Source organism: Bacillus sp. Leaf49 (assembly GCF_001426125.1).
GTDB lineage: Bacteria > Bacillota > Bacilli > Bacillales > Bacillaceae > Bacillus > Bacillus altitudinis.
Window position 1 is genome coordinate 61989 of sequence record NZ_LMRK01000021.1, and the last position, 21040, is coordinate 83028.

Annotated in this window: 26 protein-coding genes; 7 read left to right on the plus strand and 19 right to left on the minus strand. The window is 39.4% G+C overall.

Going from position 1 to position 21040, the window contains the following annotated elements:
- Positions 1–30: 30 nt before the first annotated feature.
- The 13 genes from dapD to fadH form a co-directional block, all read right to left on the minus strand.
- Positions 31–741, minus strand: coding sequence for a 2,3,4,5-tetrahydropyridine-2,6-dicarboxylate N-acetyltransferase (gene dapD / locus ASG46_RS13435; RefSeq protein ID WP_008347987.1), 711 nt, complete (start codon positions 739–741; stop codon positions 31–33).
- Positions 742–850: 109 nt separating this feature from the next.
- Positions 851–1309 carry a flavodoxin gene (locus ASG46_RS13440; protein ID WP_008347989.1) on the minus strand — a complete coding sequence of 153 codons (459 nt, stop codon included), beginning with the start codon at positions 1307–1309 and terminating at the stop codon, positions 851–853.
- A gap of 16 nt (positions 1310–1325) precedes the next feature.
- Complete coding sequence (locus ASG46_RS13445) at positions 1326–2219, minus strand: WD40/YVTN/BNR-like repeat-containing protein (RefSeq protein ID WP_008347991.1); 894 nt, start codon at positions 2217–2219, stop codon at positions 1326–1328.
- A complete protein-coding gene (locus tag ASG46_RS13450) occupies positions 2209–2685 on the minus strand; it encodes a flavodoxin (protein ID WP_056704815.1) in 477 nt (158 codons plus the stop codon). Before ASG46_RS13450 ends, ASG46_RS13445 begins: the two co-directional genes overlap by 11 nt.
- Before the next feature lie 190 nt (positions 2686–2875).
- The gene (locus tag ASG46_RS13455; protein WP_056704817.1) at positions 2876–3283 is read right to left on the minus strand and encodes a DUF4275 family protein; all 408 of its coding nucleotides are present in this window, start codon (positions 3281–3283) and stop codon (positions 2876–2878) included.
- A gap of 94 nt (positions 3284–3377) precedes the next feature.
- Positions 3378–4259: a LysR family transcriptional regulator gene (locus ASG46_RS13460; RefSeq protein ID WP_007498669.1), complete on the minus strand. Its 882-nt coding sequence runs from the start codon at positions 4257–4259 to the stop codon at positions 3378–3380.
- A gap of 96 nt (positions 4260–4355) precedes the next feature.
- The gene (cbpB, locus tag ASG46_RS13465) at positions 4356–4799 is read right to left on the minus strand and encodes a cyclic-di-AMP-binding protein CbpB (RefSeq protein WP_007498671.1); all 444 of its coding nucleotides are present in this window, start codon (positions 4797–4799) and stop codon (positions 4356–4358) included.
- 146 nt (positions 4800–4945) lie between these two features.
- The gene (gene abbA / locus ASG46_RS13470; protein WP_008347999.1) at positions 4946–5137 is read right to left on the minus strand and encodes an antirepressor AbbA; all 192 of its coding nucleotides are present in this window, start codon (positions 5135–5137) and stop codon (positions 4946–4948) included.
- Positions 5138–5286: 149 nt separating this feature from the next.
- A complete protein-coding gene (locus ASG46_RS13475) occupies positions 5287–5802 on the minus strand; it encodes a ribonuclease H-like YkuK family protein (RefSeq protein WP_056704819.1) in 516 nt (171 codons plus the stop codon).
- Between the two features lie 139 nt (positions 5803–5941).
- Complete coding sequence (locus ASG46_RS13480; protein WP_003212254.1) at positions 5942–6184, minus strand: YkuJ family protein; 243 nt, start codon at positions 6182–6184, stop codon at positions 5942–5944.
- Positions 6185–6368: 184 nt separating this feature from the next.
- On the minus strand, positions 6369–7265 hold the full coding sequence (locus tag ASG46_RS13485) for a manganese catalase family protein (RefSeq protein WP_007498675.1): 897 nt from the start codon (positions 7263–7265) through the stop codon (positions 6369–6371).
- A gap of 261 nt (positions 7266–7526) precedes the next feature.
- Positions 7527–8747: an EAL domain-containing protein gene (locus ASG46_RS13490; protein ID WP_056704821.1), complete on the minus strand. Its 1221-nt coding sequence runs from the start codon at positions 8745–8747 to the stop codon at positions 7527–7529.
- 64 nt (positions 8748–8811) lie between these two features.
- Complete coding sequence (gene fadH, locus ASG46_RS13495; RefSeq protein ID WP_056704822.1) at positions 8812–9576, minus strand: 2,4-dienoyl-CoA reductase; 765 nt, start codon at positions 9574–9576, stop codon at positions 8812–8814.
- Positions 9577–9715: 139 nt separating this feature from the next.
- Between fadH and ASG46_RS13500 the strand changes: the two genes are divergently transcribed.
- From ASG46_RS13500 to ASG46_RS13510, 3 genes are all read left to right on the plus strand, one after another.
- Positions 9716–10573 (plus strand): metallophosphoesterase, encoded by an 858-nt coding sequence (locus ASG46_RS13500; RefSeq protein ID WP_056704824.1) that lies wholly within the window; start codon positions 9716–9718, stop codon positions 10571–10573.
- A gap of 156 nt (positions 10574–10729) precedes the next feature.
- Positions 10730–11227, plus strand: coding sequence for a L,D-transpeptidase family protein (locus ASG46_RS13505; RefSeq protein ID WP_008348009.1), 498 nt, complete (start codon positions 10730–10732; stop codon positions 11225–11227).
- 73 nt (positions 11228–11300) lie between these two features.
- Positions 11301–12578, plus strand: coding sequence for an MFS transporter (locus ASG46_RS13510; RefSeq protein ID WP_056704826.1), 1278 nt, complete (start codon positions 11301–11303; stop codon positions 12576–12578).
- A 225-nt stretch (positions 12579–12803) separates the two neighbouring features.
- Here ASG46_RS13510 and ASG46_RS21130 read toward each other — a convergent pair whose 3' ends face one another.
- Positions 12804–12980: a hypothetical protein gene (locus ASG46_RS21130; RefSeq protein WP_200939624.1), complete on the minus strand. Its 177-nt coding sequence runs from the start codon at positions 12978–12980 to the stop codon at positions 12804–12806.
- 167 nt (positions 12981–13147) lie between these two features.
- On the opposite strand from ASG46_RS21130, the gene ASG46_RS13515 reads away from it, so the two are divergent.
- On the plus strand, positions 13148–13363 hold the full coding sequence (locus tag ASG46_RS13515; RefSeq protein WP_008348016.1) for a hypothetical protein: 216 nt from the start codon (positions 13148–13150) through the stop codon (positions 13361–13363).
- Positions 13364–13519: 156 nt separating this feature from the next.
- Here the strand turns inward: ASG46_RS13515 and ASG46_RS13520 are convergent, their stop codons facing one another.
- Positions 13520–14464 (minus strand): DMT family transporter, encoded by a 945-nt coding sequence (locus ASG46_RS13520; RefSeq protein ID WP_056704828.1) that lies wholly within the window; start codon positions 14462–14464, stop codon positions 13520–13522.
- 113 nt (positions 14465–14577) lie between these two features.
- Here ASG46_RS13520 and ASG46_RS13525 point away from each other — a divergent pair, with 113 nt between their 5' ends.
- Positions 14578–15474, plus strand: coding sequence for an AraC family transcriptional regulator (locus ASG46_RS13525; protein ID WP_008348020.1), 897 nt, complete (start codon positions 14578–14580; stop codon positions 15472–15474).
- 219 nt (positions 15475–15693) lie between these two features.
- A complete protein-coding gene (locus ASG46_RS13530) occupies positions 15694–16155 on the plus strand; it encodes a YkyB family protein (protein WP_007498684.1) in 462 nt (153 codons plus the stop codon).
- Positions 16156–16391: 236 nt separating this feature from the next.
- Here ASG46_RS13530 and ASG46_RS13535 read toward each other — a convergent pair whose 3' ends face one another.
- The 3 genes from ASG46_RS13535 to ASG46_RS13545 all read right to left on the minus strand — a co-directional run bounded on the left by ASG46_RS13535 (position 16392) and on the right by ASG46_RS13545 (position 19348).
- A complete protein-coding gene (locus tag ASG46_RS13535) occupies positions 16392–17300 on the minus strand; it encodes a chemotaxis protein (protein ID WP_008348035.1) in 909 nt (302 codons plus the stop codon).
- Positions 17301–17373: 73 nt separating this feature from the next.
- On the minus strand, positions 17374–18684 hold the full coding sequence (locus ASG46_RS13540; RefSeq protein WP_008348037.1) for an MFS transporter: 1311 nt from the start codon (positions 18682–18684) through the stop codon (positions 17374–17376).
- A gap of 124 nt (positions 18685–18808) precedes the next feature.
- The gene (locus ASG46_RS13545) at positions 18809–19348 is read right to left on the minus strand and encodes an RDD family protein (protein ID WP_039169112.1); all 540 of its coding nucleotides are present in this window, start codon (positions 19346–19348) and stop codon (positions 18809–18811) included.
- Positions 19349–19648: 300 nt separating this feature from the next.
- Between ASG46_RS13545 and ASG46_RS21135 the strand changes: the two genes are divergently transcribed.
- Positions 19649–19801 (plus strand): hypothetical protein, encoded by a 153-nt coding sequence (locus ASG46_RS21135; RefSeq protein ID WP_017367142.1) that lies wholly within the window; start codon positions 19649–19651, stop codon positions 19799–19801.
- Positions 19802–19864: 63 nt separating this feature from the next.
- Here ASG46_RS21135 and ASG46_RS13550 read toward each other — a convergent pair whose 3' ends face one another.
- Complete coding sequence (locus ASG46_RS13550) at positions 19865–20749, minus strand: cation diffusion facilitator family transporter (RefSeq protein ID WP_056704830.1); 885 nt, start codon at positions 20747–20749, stop codon at positions 19865–19867.
- Between the last annotated feature and the right edge of the window lie 291 nt (positions 20750–21040).

The following is a 21040-nucleotide window of genomic DNA, read 5'->3' on the forward strand; positions in this document are numbered from 1 at the left end:
GTCTATGTCTTCAGCTGCGAATTGTGTCAATTAAAGCTGACGCAGTTCTTGTTTGATTTCAGTTTTACCTTTTGTTTTTTCATCAATGTCTTTGATTTTCTTTGCAGGTGTACCTGCTACAACCGTGTAAGGCTCGACATCGTTCACAACGATCGCTCCAGCTGCTACAACTGCACCTTTTCCAATTGTCACACCTTCTAAAACAACAGCGTTTGCACCGATGACAACATCATCTTCTACTACAACTGGCTTAGCAGAAGGCGGCTCAATAACACCTGCAAGAACAGATCCCGCACCGATATGACAGTTCTTACCTACTGTCGCACGGCCGCCAAGAACAACGTTCATATCAATCATCGTACCTTCACCGATGACTGAACCAATATTAATAGAAGCACCCATCATGATGACTGCATTATCGCCAATTTCCACTTGATCACGAATGATTGCACCTGGCTCAATACGTGCTTTGATGTTTTTCAAATCCAACATAGGAATCGCAGAGTTACGACGGTCATTTTCCACGACAACATCTTCAATTTTGTCTTTGTTTGATGCTAGAGCTTCTTGAATTTCGCTCCACTCACCGAAGACAACACCAGTGTTACCTGTGATAAATGTTTTTGCATGTTCACCAAATTCAATACCTTCTAAGTCCCCTTTAATGTAGACTTTCACAGGTGTTGATTTTGTACTATTTTGAATAAATGAAATAATTTCATTAGCGTCCATTTGTTTCATGTATGTATGTCCTCCTCTTAATTTATACTTCATTACTGTACCAAAGGAGAGTTTTAATGACAAGTGAAAGAATCGTCTGCGCCTTGGCAAATAAAACAAGCGGGCCTCTTTATCCCGCTTCTTGCTGGTGAAGATGAACAAATTGTCTACCAAAAGAAATCAATTCCTCTTCCTCGTTTCCTTCTGGATTCAGCTCAATTTTGATGGATGGTAGGACGATATCACCGCCCAGTTCCTTCACTTTTTCTTCAATTAAATCCACAGCTCCGCAAAAATGTTCATAAGATGTATCTCCAGAACCGAATACAGCAAATGCTTTACCCGTCAAATCAAGCTCTTCCATTTCCTCATATAGATCAATAAAATCATCTGGAAGATCACCATCTCCCCAAGTATATGCACCTAACAGAATGTGCGAGTAATCATGAAGAAGTTCAGCATCAATATCCATCGCTTCATGCCGGTCCACGCTAGCCCCAGCTTCCTTTAATCCTTTTTCGATTAAATCAGCCATTGCTTCTGTATTTCCTGACATTGTGGCATACACCAATAAAACTTTTTTCGTCACTTTTTCTTCCTCCTTATTAATGAATCAGTGCAGGTTCCTCATAAGGCCTGACAAACTTACTTTCATATAAACCCGCACAGAAAAAATTCTCCTTTTGATTGGCGACACGAAAACCGTGCCCTTTGATCGTATCAAACCACTTGAGCTCTTTTTGCTCTATATCAAGCTGATATACCTTAGAAAATCCATGCTCGTCCTGTGAGGTGGTCACGTACACAATGCCGTTATCCTCTGACACATCCAAAAATGATTCCTCTCGCGCAAAAGCTTGTGATTGAATATCATGCAGCATATTTGTATGTAAGTCTAAAATTTGAACAGATCCTCTTTTCCCTTTTTTAGAGCCCATCGCACAGACAAGGAGGTGTTCCCCGCAAAGCAACATAGAAGCAGTCATTCGGTGCTCTTCTCTGTTTAGGAGAAAAATCTGTTCACTTTGCAAGTCATACACCCATATTCCTCCATGCACCTCATGAATCTGTGTTCCAATATAAAGATAATCACCGGCTACACATAATGAGCGAATCACAGGGGGCTGATTTACATGAGCAAATGGCTTCATAATTTCCCAGGAAATTCCGAAATCGGTTGACACATAAATACTATGCTTTCCATGTGCGCATACAAACCCATCTTTGCGTCCTGTAATAGACCAAACAACTGCATTTGTCGGAAAAGATGATAGCGCCCACGTGTGGCCCTCATCTCCTGATCGTATGACAGTTCCATTTTCACCAACTCCGAACAAATACGGACCAATATAACTGATAGCGTGGATTTTATGCTTGAGCTTAAAAAGCTGCTGCCATCCGCCCTCCACACTGTAATGAAAAATACCTTCTCGTTTGACAGCAACAAAGTAGCCGCCACTTTTAGACGCAGCAACAGCTGTCGCACCTTTATGAAACATGATTTTCAACTCTTTTCTCAGACAATGATGCCCACGTTAAAAAGCTCGTTGCAAACTCCTCACAGCACGCCACATCTTCATCTGTATCTGGCGCAAGTTCCATTTTCAATGTTTCAGGAAATACGGATGCACCTGTCGATTTCAGCATGTCATGAAAGGTATGAACAGCCTCGCAAAACTTCGGATAACTGTAATCGCCTGATCCAAATACCGCCGCTTTGATGTGACTAAGTTCAAGGGCTGAGACCTCTTCATAAAAATCTTCAGCTTCATAAGGTAAATCACCGTCACCCCATGTGTAAGAGCCGATCATGACATAATCGTATGAAGAAAGATCTTCTACGCTTGTGTCGTCAAATTCCATCATCTCTGTCTCTATCCCTTTTCCTTCAAGCGTTTGTTTTAAGATCGCTGCCATATCTTCCGTATTGCCAGACATACTCGCAAATGCAATTAGTGCTTTCATCTATTGGTCACCTCATCTAAATGATAATCATTTTCAATTATTATATGTACACTTTAAATGATAATGATTTTCATTGTCAAATGTTTTATGAAAAGGTGTTGTTCAAAATAAACATGACGTACATCAAAAAACCGCTCATTCCAATTGGAAGGCGGCTCTAATTGATCGTGACCCTATGTCACTCGTTTTTTTATTTCTGAATAAAATATGGACCGCAATCGGTTTCGTGCGTCATCACAAATGTCCAATTTTCTTCCCAATCCATGACATACAGATCACTATAGTCCATGTGTCCGTCTGTATACGGCAATTCCTTTACTGACAGGTCAGCGGCGTTTTCAAACAGATACGCTTCTTGAGTAAATTGATAAAAAATCGTACATGTACGCTTTGATTGCTGATGAAAGGCGTTGATCGCTGCCTCTTTTTCAAGGCATTCAACTTTTCCCCAGCTACATAAGTGCCATAGGAAGCCATCCATCCCAATCTCTTTTTGTTCTTCTAAAGAAAGATGACTTGCAAAACGTCCACGCCATCTCTCGCGTAAATAAGTTCCCCACTTCGGTATATCCATCTTCTTTTTTTGTTGATTTCTCATCATTTCTTCCAGCTTTCTGCTTTTTCAGTAGATAAATCTATTAGAAACCTATCAAACCACTTATCCTAAAAAGCACCTCCTCTTCCAGAAGTACTTACACTGCCTCACTTTCAAGCATTTCTTTCACCACACCAACAAATGCTTGAACTTGTTTTAACTGAAAAGAGGCTTCATATCCTAACAGCCACGTGTCACGTCCGATTTGCTCTCCATTTGCGTCTACGAGCGGGGTTTTGTGTACGCTTTTCTCATGATCATATAAGGTGACCGAAGGCAAAATGGCGTAGCCGATACCGTGATAGGCCATTTGTTTACATGTCTCAATCTGGTCCACAAGAATCGTCTGTTTTGGTGACACTTTAAACTTTTGATGCCACCAGTGCTGAATTTCTTGATAATAGGTGCTATCACTTTTAAATTGAATAAACGGGCGTTCTGTCTCAATTAACTCATCCACGTCCTTGATGACAGAATCGACTAAATATAAATGATCGGTCATTAAGTATTCCTTTGTGCCCTTCCAATCAGGATTCCCTCGAATAATGCCAATGTGGACATGGTCTTCATACAGACTTTTAAGCATCTCACTGCTCCAGCCTGTCACAAGAGATACTTTGGCATTTGGGTATTTCTCGACATACCGCTTCAGCACCTTTGGCAGCCAGTGCTGACCAATAATGGACGCAACTGCAAGCTTGAGTGTACCGTGAATGTCTCCTTCAAGCTCGTCAATTCTCTCTCGCACTCGATCCTGCTCAGTCGTGACCTCTTTGGCGAATTGAATAATCTGTTCGCCGGCTGAAGTGACTGTCAAGCCTTTTTGTGAACGAAAAAAGATTTTGGTTCCCCACTCTTTTTCAATCGTTTGCAGTCTTTGAGATAAGGCAGGCTGAGAGACAAAGAGCCGCTCTGAAGCCTTTCTCATATTCAATTCCTCACTAAGTACAACAAGCATATGTAACTCTTGAAGCTGCATGGGCGCCCTCCTTCTCTTGATAAGTTTTTCTTATTTTATATAGTCATTATATAAATAATAGCTTATGAAGGCAAAAAAAATAAGCTGGGCTGCAGCTCATTTTTTTGCGGAATGAATGACTTCATTTAAGCGCTTTAATACAACACGCCGAGTGAAAATTCCTTCGAATACTTGCTCTTCATTTTCCACACAAACAAATCCATTATTCGTCACAGCGTGAACGCCTTTTAAAACAGGATCCGTCGTTTTCAGTCTTGGAATATCTGATAGCATGACCTCTTCTACCTTCAATTGGTCGAGCTTTTCAAATTCAATTCGTTCTAAGCCAAAGATTTTATCCATGATCATATTTGTTCCAATTAACCCATGAAGGTGATAAGAAGCATCCAGAACAGGTATGGCTGTATATCCTGTTTTTGTCAGGACCAATAGGGCGTGCTCAAGATTATTTCCAATTTGAACGTGTGCCACTTTATCTGCATCAATCATATGCTCAGCTACTGTTGACTCAAGTAATTGAGCCGGTTCTATCTCTATCATGTTTCTTCGACCCCTTTTCTCTCAATCATCAATCATACATTCCCCTTTAACATTAAGCATAAACTAAAACGAATTTTGTCGAAAGATTTTTTTCTGCATAAAAAAGATACTCAGCGTAGAGTATCTAATAGAATGTTCAATCGATATTAATTCTCAAACCTTACTCTGTCATACAATGTGATCAATTTCTTATACGTATTGTCGTCGACATTTTTTGTTCCACATTCTATATCATTGATCTCACTGCTTAGTAATTCGACAGCATATTCCTGATTCAGTAATACGTTTAATAATAGCTTTTTCTCTTCTTCATTAAAACGATTTTCGATGACGCTCATTCAACATCAGGCCCCCTGTTTCATATATGCTTTTATATTGATTAGCAGGCGTTTGAATGTCTGCTTCCTCTCTATACAGCTAGAATAAGGAACTAGAATCGAATCGTCAACCGCACGTTTCGACAACGTTTGGAGAAAAATGACGGAATTTATTTTGTGTATCGATTGGCGTAGCAAAATGCTGCGTATGAGTCGGGTTTTATTTTTGCTTCAATTCCCATGGCTGTGATCATTCCGGTCATTTCCTGGATCAGCTCTTTTGTACTTCCTTTTTTGCCAATATCTAGATGGACTTCAAAACGAAGGTCTGCCTCTTCCTCAGCAAACGGAAGAAGCAAATCCATCAGTTCTGTTAAAGGTCCCTCAAGGATGTCTGCACATACCTTTTGGCTAAACGCTGTCTCTAATGAAATTTTTTCTCTAAGACTTTGTACAGGCCGATTCAACACTTGCTGCGTGAGACAGCCCCAAGCTCCTTTGCCGATCCGGTGAAGATGAATGGCAGTCATAAATGTTGTGACATTCTGATTGACCTGAGAGTCCGTACCAATTGATAGTACATAAACAGATCTCGGGTCTTTTTGAATAAAGTCTTTCATTCTCATGACAACATCAGAAAACGCTAAATGCTCTTCAGAAAGATTAAAGAAAAAAGAATCACTCACAGAAAGGAACTCCTTTTTAATGGTCTCTTATCCGAATATTGCACTGAATGATCATCTTCCATTTGTTCATCACTTATGAAGTGTATGCTTCCGCAATCAACGAAGGAATTCTTAGAAAAAACATTTCATACGATTCAGCTTAGGATTGTAGAAGCTCAAAAATCTCAATCGAAATCATATCAATGTTGTCAAATGGGAAAGTGTTTGGCTTATCCCCTTGTTGAAAAACAGTCAATTCAAACGTTTGATTCTTTTCGAAATACTTAACACTACAGATTTTCTCACCGTTCACTTCGAAATAACGCTGTGCCGGCTCGTTTGCAGCTTCTGCTGTCTCTTGAAGACTTTGCAGCCTTGTAATGATACCCATTAATTGTGACATTCTAAAAAAAGACTCCTTTCAAAAAAACAACTCAAGATGAACCCGTATTGATTATACACAAGTCCTACAAAGCATCATACCATAAAGTGTTCTCAGATGATATTTTTCCTCTTGAATTCAAAAAAAGAAAAAGAATCTGTTTTTTTATTTTGAGTCTTTTTTCTTATCTCATGCATCTTGTTTTTTATAAACCGGCCGATCTCATCAGGCGTTTCGCAATTTCGTCAAAATCTTCTTTTGAAATACCTGGAGCAAACTCTTCCGGCAAATCTCTATAATCTGGCACGGGTGCACCTTTTGGCGTACCCTCAATAACTGTCAGCGGCTTTCCATCAATCGGATGGTTTCCTTTCCAAATTTGATTGATATCCTTATAATCCGTGTCACTAAATGTATACAGCTTTGTATGAACATTTTGATCTTCAAACTTTCTTGCAGAATCAAAGTATTTATTGTCGAGATTTGGAATCGGCAGCATCTTCCCAACATCTACTCCTGTCGCTACCTCAAGGGCTTTTGCATACGCCACAACATGTACGCCGCCTCTGACAAGTAAATAACCGATCATTTCTCTTGCCGTAGGGTGATCCGTCATTTCATATACGCGCATTTTATGCGTACGAGCTCCGCACTCTAGGAAGAAGTTATGAAGAAGATCCAGAATCAGATTACCACTTGAGAACACATTCTCACCTGTCCACGGCTTTGCCATGGAGTCAAACGGATAGCCTGTTTGTGCCGTTTGGATAAAATGCTGCGTATTTCGTTTATCAACAGCCGCTTTCATCGGGGTCGTATCTGGATCGCCCCCATGGGTGGTTCCCGTAATCATGAGATTGACTGCAGTTGTCACAAGCTCTACATGACCGAATTCTTCAGCTGTAATACTTGATACAAGATCATAAAATGGTTTGAGCTTTCGTTTCCCTCTAAAGTTAAACGATTGAAACATGTAGTTATTTAATGTGGACATTTCACCAAATTTTCCGCCGAGTAATTCTTGCACAGCCGCTGCACCATTTGCATCTGGGTGATCAGGCATTGGTAAATCAATCAGCAGCCGCTTGTCACGTTTGATCATGACTTTTCCCTCCTACTGTCTAACTATCATCATTTAAGGTGTATGGATGAATTGGGATGTCCTATGCATGAAGGGAATGATTGGCGCACAAAAAAAACTTGGCGGGGGTAGCGCCAAGTTTTTTGGATCTTGATCTGATAGAGGGGTTGGGGAACAGAGAGTAGCTTCTCTCTATAACTAAATGATAATGATTATCAGTTTCATTGTCAACCATTTTTTCTATCTTTTTTCTAATAAAAAAAACAGCCATGACGGCTGCTTTTAAATTAATCCTTCCTGCTCATATAGATAAGCATACGGAAGATCTACAAACAAATACACGTCTCCCTCTAACGGATAAGAAAACGTACGTATTCGTTCTCCAGTTTCTAAATCACTGTAGATATCGCTGAAAAATCCTTTTCCGCTAATTCTCATTTGAAGAATATTCGCTAGAAAATAAGGGCGCCAGCTCCAGTTTTTCTCTATATACTCTGGCTGAAACAGCCATTCTTTCTCTTTCTTAAACACATTCCCAGTGATTTGAAACCCTTCTTCATTACACATATAAATGCGAAAGCTGCAATCGGTTAGTTCATGTGCCAGTTTTTGTATAAGTTCATCATTTGTGCTGCATGATTTTTTTAACGTACTGACGGCTTGATGTATTCGCTTATAAAAGGTTTCAGAATGTTCATAGACAGCTTGGAGTTTCTTTTTCTCATGGGCAATGAATTGCTGAAATTCTTCTTTAAGCCGCTCTTTTCGTTTGTTCCGGTCAATTAATTCTGCCGCAGGCTCGTGAAGGTAGAAGCCTTGAAAATATCTTCCGCCATTTCTCCATGCATATTGCAGCTGAAAATTCGCTTCAATGTCTTCATAGATTAAAGCCGCTCCTATTTTTCTTGCAAGAAGTGAAATGCTGTATAACACATATTCATAGGAAGGAGATGGAGACGAAGCCCTTAAAGCCTGTAGATCTATTTTTAATAGATCAGGTGAAAGCAGAGCAATCCGGTCAAGATTGCTGCTTTCTTTTCCTATATTAGATACGGCGATTTTGATCCCATATGTACGATAATACGTTAACGTATGGTAAAGCTGTTCAATGTCGCCGCTAAACGTATGTTCAGTAATTTCAATGACAAACCGGCTAAGCTGAATACCCTTTGCTTCATATTCTTTTAAAAGTTCTAAAAAACTTTCGCCATGATCAAGCATGAGGACGTTCGCATCATGATTAATAAAGATGAGCAAATCTTCATCTGCGGTTGTGAAGAGATCAAGCGCTTGACTTAATACTTTGTGATCTACTTCCAATTTATATTCGTCAGGAATAGATGAATCCGTAAAGAAGGAGCCTAGACTAACTGTTCCCGACTCAAGCTTCATTCTTCCAAGAATCTCATAGCCTATCACTTTTTGTTCCTCCGCACTGAAGATTGCTTGATAGTGAGGGAAAACATCTTCAATATTCGTTAAAATATCCAATGGATCGACCATATTCATCACCTGCTTCTCTCTTTGTGTGATTATACCATATCAAAAGCAGGTCTTACACGGTCATTCAAAATGGTGATTGGTTGAGCCATTGCCCCCCATCCATCGTGATACAATCTCCATTAATATACGATGCATGCTCAGATAATAAGAAACTCGCAAGTTCTGCAATTTCTTCTGGTGTGCCAAGTCTACCGAGCGGAACACTATCTAATGTTCTTTGGGCAGCCTCTTCAGATTCCCACAGTTTATCAGCACCACCTGTTCTTTCAATGGGCCCCGGCGCAATGGCATTTACGCGAATGCGATATTGCTTTCCCCATTCGACTGCAAGCGTTCGGGTAAGTGATAGTACGCCTGCTTTTGCGGCTGCTGAATGCGCTACACCAACACCAGCCCCCCATGCATATGTGGCGACCATGTTGATCATACTTCCGCTTTTCTTTTGACGAATCCAATAGTTGCCCACTGCATGGCTGCAAAAAAAGGTGCCATTTAGCACAATATCAATGACCGCTTTCCAGCCGTTAGGAGACAGTTTTTCTGCTGGAACTAAAAAGTTGCCTGCTGCGTTATTGATGAGTGCATCCACATCACCAAATGTATCTACTGCAAACTTCACCATTTGATCAGCATCTTCTGGATCTCGCACGTCCATTTGAAAATAAGCGATCGAACCACCTTGCTGTTTGATTTCATTTGCCGTTGTTTCAAGGGTCTCTTCTGTTCTTCCAGTAATCAAAACATTCCAGCCCCCGAGTGCCAAATGAGTCGCCATCGCCTTTCCCATTCCGCTTGATCCCCCTGTGACAATCACTGTTTGCTTCGTCATTTGTTCTCCCCCTTTGTGCGTTTTGAATGACTATTCATTCATTATCCATCTATCATATCATGATTTCCCCTCCATACACCATATGGGAGATTCATCAAAAATCATGCTATACTTAATTTTATTTTTAAAGGAGTCTTATATGAAGCAACTTTCCCGTAGGCAATTTTTAAAAGGAGCAGCTGGTGCGAGTATTCTCGGACTTTTGGCGACCACATCCGGTTATGGCTATGCTCGGTACATTGAGCCGCGCATGATCGACACCGTATCACTCACCATTCATGATGCTCAGCTACCGGCTTCGTTTGACCAATTTAAAATTGCACAATTTAGTGATGTTCATTTAAGTGATACATTTTCGGCAAAAGATTTAGAGATTGTTGTCCAAAAGATCAACGCTGCATCTCCCGATCTCATTGTGTTTACAGGTGATCTTGTTGATTTTGAATCATCGATTGAAGAACATGAAAAAGCCAAAGCCTCTTTGTCTAAGCTTGATGCTCCGTTTGGAAAGTTTGCCATATGCGGAAATCATGACTACGGACCATTTGGCATTGATCTATATGAGGAAACGATGAAAGCTTGCGGTTTTACATTATGTAAAAATGAAGTGTTTCACTTAGAAAAAGAAGGCGGACTCATACAGATCGCTACACTGGATGATCTCATGATGAGTATGCCTGATTACCATTTCATCAAACGAGAAGTCTCTTCTGATCTCTTTACGTTATTGCTTGTGCATGAGCCTGATGCGGCACTAGAGCTTGAAACAACACCTATTAACTTACAGCTTTCTGGGCATACGCATGGTGGTCAAATACAGCTTCCTTTCTATGGACCGATTCTCACAGCACCTTTTGGGCGTACATATGTCGAAGGCTTATACGGTAGCTATCAGCACCGTATCTATGTCAACCGCGGGCTTGGGACAACTAGACTGCCGCTTCGGTTTTTAGCCAAACCTGAAATCACTTTTTTCACCTTAACATCTCACGTGTAAAGAGAAGCCAAATCACCTTTTCCTGCATATGTATAAACAAAGATCATTCTCATGACAAATGTTAGGAGAAACCTTACTGGGCCTGATCCCGTCCATATAGTATATGTGAGACGGGGATCACGGCTTCTTTTATTTGAGTAAAAGGAGTGTCCTTTCGTGCTGCGATACACGGTAAAAAGTGGAGAAACACTTGCTTCTATAGCACTTGATTTTCGAACAACGACAGATGCTTTAAAGGCTGCAAATCCGTCACTTCAAGCCCGCGAGCCAGAACAAAATGAAGTCATCATCATCCCTGGGTTACCGGATCCTAACACGATCCCTTACCGCATATCTGTGTCAATTTCAGCGAAACGTCTCGTGCTGTTTTCTGGATCACAGCTCTTGCGCTCATACCCGATTGCAACTGGTAGAATATTAAACATGACACCGACAGGTTCTTATTATATTGTCAACAGACAGCCAAACCCAGGAGGTCCCTTTGGCGCCTATTGGCTGAGCCTTTCAAAAGTTCATTATGGCATCCATGGAACGAATAACCCGTCTTCAATTGGTAAAGCTGTGTCTAGAGGGTGCATTCGCATGTACAATCAGAATGTCATCGAACTTGCTTCAATTGTTCCAAATGGAACACCTGTGACCATTAGCCAGTAGGAGAAATCAATTGTACGAATGGTTAAAATTTTATATGATAGAAAGTGGGATCTTCAGGTTAAGGAGCGTATTTATGGATATTTTTAAAAACAGAAATTTTGTTCGTCTCTTTTTTGCAGCACTTGCCTCGCAAATGGGGACAACAGTAGGCAATATGGCGTTTGCCTTTTATTTGCTCGACCATTTTAGTCATCAGCCCGCTTACGCCACTTTAGCAGAGTTAATGTATTCACTGCCTACGATCTTTGTCTTTTTTATGGTCGGTGTGGTCGCAGACCGTTTTGATCGTAAAAAAGTCGCAGAGAATTGTGATTGGATACGAGCTGGGCTGACGATCGTTTTATTTATCGTCATTTATTTTAATTCACTGCCGCTTATTTTCTTGATCTTGTTTATACGAAGTGCCATTACGAAGTTCTTCTATCCAGCTGAAGCCTCTCTCGTTCAGGCCATTTTAAATAAAGATCAATATGCAAAAGCTGCTGGTTTAAATCAGATGCTGTTTAGTTTGTTTATGGTATTTGGTGTTGGAATAGGTGCCATTATGTATAAAACGATTGGACTTCACGGTGCCATTACCATTGATTTGGTCAGTTTTATTATTTCCGGTATTCTCATTCGATCATGCAATATTCCAATTGAAGCACGACAGCCAAATGGACAAGCAGGCTGGAAAGGCATGACCGTTAAAACATCTCTAAAAGATTTTAAAGAAGGCATTCTCTATATTTTAAAAAATAAATTATTGGCTTCTTTAATTTTCGGCTTTTTTGTTTTTGGTCTTGTGAATGGCGCATTTGCCGTTCTTCCGATGTTTACAATGAAATACGGTCTTTCACCGGACCATTTTGAACTGCATACATCCTTTTTTACGATCGCGATCGGTGCCGGACTTCTAGTTGGAAGCTTACTTGGCTCTATTCTTGCGAAAAAGGTAAAGATGCAATATCTCATGTCGATTCCAATTCTAGTTGCAGGTATTTTAATTTTTGTCCTTGGTTCTACCCATACATTATGGTTATTTTATGTCACATCATTTGTCATTGGTACATGTATTGGTCCAGTCAACATTGTCATTGGAGGCTGGCTCCCAAGAATTGTTCACCCTCGTCTGATGGGACGCGTATCAGGGTGGGTTGATCCGCTCACCATGTTTGCACAATCAATGACGCTAGGTTTAATTGCCGTGTTATTTCCAAAGCTCATCACCAATGTTTCTTACATTTATTACGGAATGGGTATTGTTATTTTACTCGTCTTCCTTTTTTACTTCATTACACTGCCAAAGTTCAGCAGAGAAGCTGCTGACTTAGATGTGCAGCGTGAATTAAAAGGGCAAGGAGTACAATAGATGAAGCAAAAAGGGCTAAAATAAACATTATTTTAGCCCTTTTTCTTCTTTTCAGTGTGATAGAAAACCTTTGCAGTCTAGGAAGGACGAGTACTGGCGCGGAGCGAATTTCACATTCGTGAGCACCAGCACGCAGGACTGACAAAGAATGCGAGGGTTTGTCTACACGCTGAGGACTTTCTTCTATAGAAAGTCCTTTTTTCATGGCAGTAACATAAACGACGATTATTTTTTCTGCTCATCGAAATGATTTGAAGCAAAATGAACGATTCTATCGACTGTATAAAAGCTGATAAATAAGATAAAAAAAAGAAGAAGAGGATGAATCGGCCGATCATCTACCATGTACACAATGCCTCCAACGACAAAAGCGACCAATAAAGGCGTAAAAATATCTTTCAATCTAAACCGTCCTTTCTGTTCTCATTGACTTTGATCTTCATATTTTACAACACATTTCCCTTTTTATGAAATAAAAGGAATATGTATAAAATTGCATCAATTTTAATAAAAAACCTTTACATTATTGGAAGTTTTATAGTAGGATAGTCAGGTTGGAGGTGAGGGGTATGCTAAAAAGCTATTATTTTATTCATACAAAAAATGATCAAGGACAATACGTTGTACATACAGAAGACTGCGCATTTTTAGGTGATGCAGCAAGCCGTACGTTGATTGGTCTACACATGAACAGTGAAAGCGCCATGGATGAAGCCAAAAAAATGACGAGTGAAACTGATTTTAACGGCTGTTTTTACTGTGCTTATTCTAGCCATACGAAATAGTCCATGTTCTTAAGCCATATGTTCGACCATGATTGTCTTGCATATGGTAGATTTTATCCGGCAATCCCGTTCTCATATAAGTCATTAACTACCCATTTATTTTAAAATAGGTAGTTATCTACGTTTAATAGTTCACTTTATATACATTTCACGTATTTAATTTACCTTATCATCTATCAATGAACCCAATTTCTTCTTTTCCCCTCTTATTTTAGGCTGGTATAATGCCATGAATAATATCATGTATACAATACACGCTGTCCCTATCCACTGGAAAAGACCAAATGGCTCTTTTAACCAGAAAACAGTGGTTATCACTGCTGCAAGGGGTTCGACACTTCCAATTAAACTTGAGTCCTTCGGAGATAAATACTTCAAACTTTCGATGTAAAACCAAAATGCGATCATCGTTCCAAATACAATGACAAATAATAAATAAATATATGCTTCAAAAGGTAATTGAGACAGATTCACCTTCCATGGAGGATGGACCAAGCTAAGGGCAGCTCCCCCTATAAGCATCGCCCAGCCAACAACAACAAGTGAATCGAATTGTTTTAACAGCTTGATTGGATATAACGTATAAAAGGACAATGCCACGGCTGATAGTATTCCCCAAAATACCGCGACAGCTGGAACAGTTAATGTGGAAACGGAACCATTCGTCAATAAGAGAAACATGCCAACCAAAGCCAATGCGACCGTCAACATATCTCTTTTTGTAAAAGTGGATTGCCGGCGAAATACTAGATACACGATAATCATGACAGGTGCTGTATACTGTAGCAATGTAGCCACCGCAGCATTCCCATGATGAATGGACACCATATAAGTATATTGAACAGCTAACATGCCCATTAGTCCAAATATCAGCACTTGAATGGCCGTACTCTTCATTTTCAACACGCCAATCAATTGCGTGCGTTCTTTCGTCATGTAATGAACAAATAAAAGTAACCCGCCTGAAATGAGTAGCCTGACAGTGACCAGCCAATGGACGTCAATTCCATATTGCTGAAACAATTTTTGTGAAACGGTTCCTCCTACTCCCCAACAGATAGCTCCTATCAGTACAAGAAAAATTCCCTTTCTCCTCTTCATTTTTATTCTCCTCAATTCTAAAAAAATCATGATAATATAGTTGATAGTAGTTCAATTTTTTACATATTGATATATCAATTGAACATAAAAATAAAAGAATATTGAGGAGAACCATGCACAATCATCATTTTCTTATTGACAACAAACTGAAAGAATTAACGGAGCATTCAACCACCACATGGCCTATTGCTCTATATCATACAAAGATTCGTGATCATATGAGCGGATATATCCCTCTTCATTGGCACGACGAATTTCAATTCGTCTTTATTTTGGAGGGAGAGGCTGAATTTCACATTAACGAGAAGATATTAAACATTCAGCAAGGAGATGGTGTATTCATCAACAGTGGCTGCTTACACATGGCAAAGGATGCAAATGGGACGACATGTACTTATATTTGTTTAAACGTTTCACCTCACTTCATCACAACCAATGAGTTATTCACCACGTTCGTTCATCCATATATGCATGCGAGTCAAACACCTTTTATTTTATTCAACCGAAAAGACGGATGGCCAAACCAAATCTATCAATGTATACAAATCATTCAACGATTAATCGAACAAACTCCGGCATATTATGAACTCGAACTTAATATACAGCTCATCACGATTTGGAAATGCCTTTTACAAAATCGTTTTCAACTGACATATGATGCACGTAAGCACGATAGAAATGAACGTATGAAACATATGCTGAATTGGATTCATGAACATTATCATGAAAAGGTTCTTCTTCAAGATATCGCTCGTGAAGGACAATTAAGCCGCTCTGAATGCTGTAGATATTTCAATGATATTTTAAAGAAATCTCCTATACATTATGTGAATGAATATCGAATTCAGCAAAGCCTCATTTTGCTTCAAAAGACGGACTTAAACATAACAGAAATCGCCTACCAAGTTGGCTTCAGCAGCACTAGCTATTTTATTAGTATTTTTAAAAGAATAAAAAATACAACACCTTTATCATATAGAAAATCAAAGGCATCGTTTACATCCAACTGAAACGCCTAGTTGGAAAGGATACCGGATAAATGATGATGCTCTTGCTAAGAAGGATTCATTCATTGTTCTTCTTCACGTTTCAGAATCATCATGAATGGCTATTGTAAATAAGAGTGATGAAAATCTAATGCTTTTTACAATAAGTCTATTTGCAATTTACTAATAAAAACGTATAATTTATACTAAGCACAGGAAGACGAAAGACAAAGGAGAGAAAAAATGGACGATTATGCTCATACTAAAGACATAGAACCTACAGCAGAAAACATCGCAAAAGCCATTTATACTGTTAACCGCCATGCTAAAACCGCACCAAATCCCAAGTTTCTTTATCTTTTGAAAAAACGTGCGCTGCAAAAACTATTGCAAGAAGGTAAAGGAAGAAAAGTGGGCCTACATTTCTCTAACAATCCCAGATATAGTCAACAACAGTCCGACGTGCTGATTGAAATTGGAGATTATTATTTTCATCTGCCACCAACTAAAGAAGACTTCGAATTTTTGCCACACTTAGGAAATTTAAATCAATCATATCGCAATCCGAAAGCGAATATGTCATTAAATCGAGCGAAACAAATACTTCAAACGTATGTCGGTTTAAAAGAAAAACCTGCCGCCACAAAACAAAAATCACATTATACAAAACCCGTCTTCAAACGGCTCGGGGAAAGTTATTTTTAAACAGAAAAACCACTCAAAGAGAGTGGTTTTTCAGATTATGGACAAAGGGCTAAAATGTTGTTTATTTTAGCCCTTTGTCTTCTTTTCAGCGTGATAGAAAACCTTTGCAGTCTAGGAAGGACAAGTACTGGCGCGGAGCGAATTTGACATTCGTGAGCACCAGCGCGCAGGACTGACAAAGAATTCGAGGGTTTGTCTACACGCTGAAAAACCACCCAAAGCGAGTGGTTTTTTCTTTAGATAATAAAATGATCTACTTTTTCAATCAACTGATGAATTTCTGGTTTACTAATTTGATCATCTGCACCGATGGTTTCCCCTTTATGACGCAGATCGTCCGTAATTAATGAAGAGAAAATGAGAATTGGAATGGACTGTGTTAAAGGATTGTCCTTCAGCAGCTTTGTTAATCGATGTCCATCCATTTTTGGCATTTCTATATCTGTAATAATCATATCAATTTCTTCTGTCACACTAATGCCTTTACTGACAAGATCCATGACATGATCATATGCTTGTTTCCCATCTTCAAAGGTCACAATGTTTTTATAGCCTGCCTCGGTTAATTCATTTGTTAATAAGCGCATGAGAAGCGGAGAATCTTCAACAACATACAGCTTCTTCCCTGTTCTTCTCTCATCTTTCTCACCGTCAAACATATGATATGTGTCTACGCCAGATGCGGATTCAATATCATAGATGATTTTTTCGTAATCTGGAAGGAAAATCATTTTCTCGTCAAGCTTGATGATCCCTGTTAAATGACGGTCCATTCCTTGATTGAGTGCAGTTGGTTTTTCAATCTCTTCCCAGCTGACGCGGTGAATTTGTGATACCGTTCCTGTATGGAACACAAATTTCCGTTGGTTGAATTCAGTCACAATGTATTTCTCTTGTTCTGACTGATCTGACTCGACATTAAAAAAGGAAAATAGATTGATGACTGGTAAAATCTCGCCTCGTAAACTAATCATCCCTTCTACATCTTGGTGAGAGTGCGGTACAACTGTCACCTCAACTGGCTGAATAATTTCTCTTACTTTCATGACGTTAATGCCGAATTGATTTGAACCAATTTCAAACTTCACAATTTCCAATTCATTAGTACCAGAGTCAAGTAAAATTTCTTGTTTGTTTAAAGCCACGGAAATCCCTCTATTCTTCAATATAAGATTGTACTTTTTATATCGGCAGCATGGGTAAAAAGTTGACGTTTCTTTACGCTTTCTCTCGCACGAATTGATGAATCACAAGTCCTATGGCTGCAAGGATGAGCAAAGACCCTAATGCAAGACGGCTTGCGAGATTCCCATGTGCTGCAAATAGAAGTGTGACGGAGCCATAAATGATGGGACCAACAATTGAAGACACCTTTCCCGAAAACGCAAAGAGACCAAAAAATTGCCCTCGTTTTTCTTTAGGCGTCAGCTCAATAATGAGGATTCGTGATGATCCCCAGCTTGCGCCAAGTGAAATGCCGAATAGACTGCCTGCTACCCAGAAGACCCATTCCGTTGTCGCTGTCACAGCTAGAATGAGCGCCACAATTAAAATGACATACACGACTGTAATCGAGCGCTTTGCCCCGATGGCCTTTGTGACATATCCGAATAGAAACGAGCCAATGATACTTGAAATCGTGGACACAAGATACAGCAAAATAAATTGACCTGCCGTAAAACCAATGATAATTTTTGCATAAACAGCCATCATCGCAATCGCTGTCTGCAACGCATCATTCATAAAAAAGAAGGCGATCATAAAAATAAAGGCCGGTTTGTACTGCTTCATCTCTTTAAACGTACGAATAATCTCTTTATACCCGCTGAAAAAAGACGCCTTTCTCTCTTGCTGCGGCAGAGGGTGGGGGTCCTTTATAATAAAGAGAAAGGGAAGAAAAAAGAGAAAGAATAAAAGGGCTGTCGGAATAAATGCTTCATGAAACTGGTCATTTCCTACAAGTAAATAAACAGAAAGGCCGACAAGTGTACCTAAATAGCCGACAGCAATACCGAATCCAGAAATGAGGGGGATTTCATCCTTTGTCCCAAGATCGGGCAAAATGGTGTCATAAAAAACAAGACTAGAGTGATAGAAAAATTTGGCGATGACGAACAAGGTAACCACCACCAATAAGGAGACAGGAAGACCAAACCATTCGCTTGAGAAATCAATCCCAGCAAAGATTCCCATCATAAAGGTACAGGCAATACAAATCAGGGTAAACACCGTGATATACCGCTTCTTTTTCCCTGTACGATCAATCAGCACACCGTATAAAGGCGTAAAAATGACGAGGAAAAAGCTTGCAAGTGCGTTCGCATAAGAAATAAATGTACTGGCGATTTGATCCATCCTCGCACTGTCGCCTATCGTCTCCTGTAAGTAAAATGGGAAGAAAATGGTGATCATATTCGATGAAAATATCGTATTTGCAAAATCATACAATGCCCAGGCCAAAACAGGTGCGGTGAAAAAGAGCCCGAAGCTTACCCCTTTTTTCTGAACGGTCATTTTCCCTCTTTTCAATAGATTGACTCCCTTCTCTGCTTTATTTTCACTATCATTCTACTTTATGTGAAGTTTCCCTCTTCCATACAAGCAATCTATACAAAAAGCACCCCTTACTATTTAGCAGAGGTGCTTCTCTTCATTATTTCTTTACGACAATGGTACTTGCAATCAAGTCGTGAAGTGCTTGTTTTTTTTCTGTGAAAAACGCAATGATGTAGCCAATGAATAAGATTGGAGACAAAAAGCCTTTTGCAAAAAAGCGGCCTGTCGCGCGCCCGAATGTTATTTTTCCACCCGTTACTTTTGTCACTTTGATGCCAAGAGCCATCTTGCCAAGAGTTCCTTGCAGCTTTGATGATTCCATGATCGCATAATAAAGCCAAGTCACCGCGATACCGACTAAAATCGTTACGCCATAAAAAAAGATAAAGCCCATTATGACTGCCCATTCTTCATCCGTGATCACCGTTGAAGAATAGTAATAGCTATCATCATACATTAAAAATGCCGCCTCAGGGCTTGAGACAAAAAAGAGTGTTGCGAGAATAAATACAATGAATGAAAATGGTACACTAATAATGACACCGTCTAAAAGATGAGCAAGAAAGCGATAACCTACACCAGCTAGTTCAGGATGTTTTTCTTCTTGAATAGGTGCTTCTGACATGTTTGTTTCCATCCTATTTCTCCTTTATTATGTATGTTTTCTATAAATTTCTTATAATCATTCGTTATTATATCTTATGAATATCGCAAGATCAATGGAGCTTTACATTTTTACATGAATTTTAGATCATTTTTCAATGATGATTTATGTGAATAAATACTGAAAATTCACGAAAATTATGGCACATCTAGTTCTTTCAACGCCTGATTTTTTAACATTTTGTGATATTTTCGTCTCATTTCGATTCTTCTGTTGACAATCACGTTTCACATGGTACAATAGTCAAGGATTTTTTAAAGAAAGGTGTTCATGATGGGAACTGTCGTACTATTAAAGAACAACGAAATGACTGTGATTGAAGATATTTGCGAAGCTGATTTTTTAGATATGAAACATGGTTTATCTAATGAAGATGCTGCTTATATCTCTTGGTATGAAGATTACGATACTGCTTATGGATATTGATTTCATTTCATAGATGAAGCGTAAAAAAGGCGATACAACCTTCAAAGAGGTGGTATCGCCTTTTTACGTTTGTGTGCTTCTTTCACTTTCAGGTTCTACATGAATAAAGATTTGTGCATGCGGAAACGCCTGCTGAATGTTCTCTTCAATTCGATCACATAATTGGTGAACATCTTCAATGGTTGTTTTTCCATGAACAATCAAATGGAAGTCAATATATTCTTCAGCACCGGATCGTCTTGTTCGAAAGTCATGATATTCGATAAACTCTTGACTGAATCCTTGAATGATTGATTCAATCGCTTGTTCTTCCTCGGGGGTTAACCGGGCGTCGACAAGCGGTGGGAAGGCTTCCTTCATGAGTTTAAACGCTTCACGCATAATATAGAGCGCTAGCACCATTCCAATAATCGGATCGAGGAAATACCAGTCCGTTAATGCAACAAGCAATAAACTAATGGCGACTCCTAGTGACGTAAACACATCTGTTAAAAGATGCAGTGCATTCGATTTCATGGCAACAGAATGTACTCGCTCTGCCTCTTTGTTCACAACTCTCGACACAACAAAATTGATAAGTGCGCCGATCAGCATGATCACAATACCAAGTACCGGCAGTTTAACAGGCTCAGGATGCATTAATTTATGAACACACTCATAAATGATCCAAATCCCAGCAACAAAAATCAACAAAGTTTCAATCGTTCCAGAAATATTTTCAACTTTCCCATGTCCATAAGGATGTTTTGAATCTGCCGGCTTTCTTGAAATACGAACAGAGATAAATGCAATAAAAGAGGCCATTAAATCGAGAAAAGAGTGAATGGCTTCTGATAAAACCGCAACAGATCCAGTTAACACCCCTACAATGATTTTAAGGACCACAACAAACGTATTACTCATGACGGATAAAAAGGCTATTTTCGATGTCTTTGCTGATTGATCCATCTATTATCGTCCTCCTTCAGGAGATCGTATGCCTGTGAAAGCAATTCCCATGACTTCATTCTCTCATTCTTTCAGTTTATACCGTTTTGCCTTATTCTAATCATCTTAAGCAGAGCTGTATTTTCCGAGCAGGTTACGCTATAATAAATGTTGCTCTTTCTTCATATATCACTCATGCTGTGATGGATAGGAGAATAGACTACATATAACGATATCCGAAGCCTTTCCGCAGGTGACATTTATGCAGTGAATGGTAAAATAGGATAAAAACATAAATTTTTAAGGTGATGA

What these genes read in the sequence shown, in the direction of transcription:
- dapD (WP_008347987.1), bottom strand. Translation starts at nt 741, where the DNA reads ATGAAACAAATGGACGCTAATGAAATTATTTCATTTATTCAAAATAGT.
- ASG46_RS13445 (WP_008347991.1), bottom strand. Translation starts at nt 2,219, where the DNA reads ATGTTTCATAAAGGTGCGACAGCTGTTGCTGCGTCTAAAAGTGGCGGC.
- ASG46_RS13450 (WP_056704815.1), bottom strand. Translation starts at nt 2,685, where the DNA reads ATGAAAGCACTAATTGCATTTGCGAGTATGTCTGGCAATACGGAAGAT.
- ASG46_RS13455 (WP_056704817.1), bottom strand. Translation starts at nt 3,283, where the DNA reads ATGAGAAATCAACAAAAAAAGAAGATGGATATACCGAAGTGGGGAACT.
- ASG46_RS13460 (WP_007498669.1), bottom strand. Translation starts at nt 4,259, where the DNA reads ATGCAGCTTCAAGAGTTACATATGCTTGTTGTACTTAGTGAGGAATTG.
- cbpB (WP_007498671.1), bottom strand. Translation starts at nt 4,799, where the DNA reads ATGATAGAGATAGAACCGGCTCAATTACTTGAGTCAACAGTAGCTGAG.
- abbA (WP_008347999.1), bottom strand. Translation starts at nt 5,137, where the DNA reads ATGAGCGTCATCGAAAATCGTTTTAATGAAGAAGAGAAAAAGCTATTA.
- ASG46_RS13480 (WP_003212254.1), bottom strand. Translation starts at nt 6,184, where the DNA reads ATGTCACAATTAATGGGTATCATTACAAGGCTGCAAAGTCTTCAAGAG.
- ASG46_RS13485 (WP_007498675.1), bottom strand. Translation starts at nt 7,265, where the DNA reads ATGATCAAACGTGACAAGCGGCTGCTGATTGATTTACCAATGCCTGAT.
- ASG46_RS13490 (WP_056704821.1), bottom strand. Translation starts at nt 8,747, where the DNA reads ATGGTCGATCCATTGGATATTTTAACGAATATTGAAGATGTTTTCCCT.
- fadH (WP_056704822.1), bottom strand. Translation starts at nt 9,576, where the DNA reads ATGACGAAGCAAACAGTGATTGTCACAGGGGGATCAAGCGGAATGGGA.
- ASG46_RS13500 (WP_056704824.1), top strand. Translation starts at nt 9,716, where the DNA reads ATGAAGCAACTTTCCCGTAGGCAATTTTTAAAAGGAGCAGCTGGTGCG.
- ASG46_RS13510 (WP_056704826.1), top strand. Translation starts at nt 11,301, where the DNA reads ATGGATATTTTTAAAAACAGAAATTTTGTTCGTCTCTTTTTTGCAGCA.
- ASG46_RS13515 (WP_008348016.1), top strand. Translation starts at nt 13,148, where the DNA reads ATGCTAAAAAGCTATTATTTTATTCATACAAAAAATGATCAAGGACAA.
- ASG46_RS13520 (WP_056704828.1), bottom strand. Translation starts at nt 14,464, where the DNA reads ATGAAGAGGAGAAAGGGAATTTTTCTTGTACTGATAGGAGCTATCTGT.
- ASG46_RS13525 (WP_008348020.1), top strand. Translation starts at nt 14,578, where the DNA reads ATGCACAATCATCATTTTCTTATTGACAACAAACTGAAAGAATTAACG.
- ASG46_RS13530 (WP_007498684.1), top strand. Translation starts at nt 15,694, where the DNA reads ATGGACGATTATGCTCATACTAAAGACATAGAACCTACAGCAGAAAAC.
- ASG46_RS13545 (WP_039169112.1), bottom strand. Translation starts at nt 19,348, where the DNA reads ATGGAAACAAACATGTCAGAAGCACCTATTCAAGAAGAAAAACATCCT.
- ASG46_RS21135 (WP_017367142.1), top strand. Translation starts at nt 19,649, where the DNA reads ATGGGAACTGTCGTACTATTAAAGAACAACGAAATGACTGTGATTGAA.
- ASG46_RS13550 (WP_056704830.1), bottom strand. Translation starts at nt 20,749, where the DNA reads ATGGATCAATCAGCAAAGACATCGAAAATAGCCTTTTTATCCGTCATG.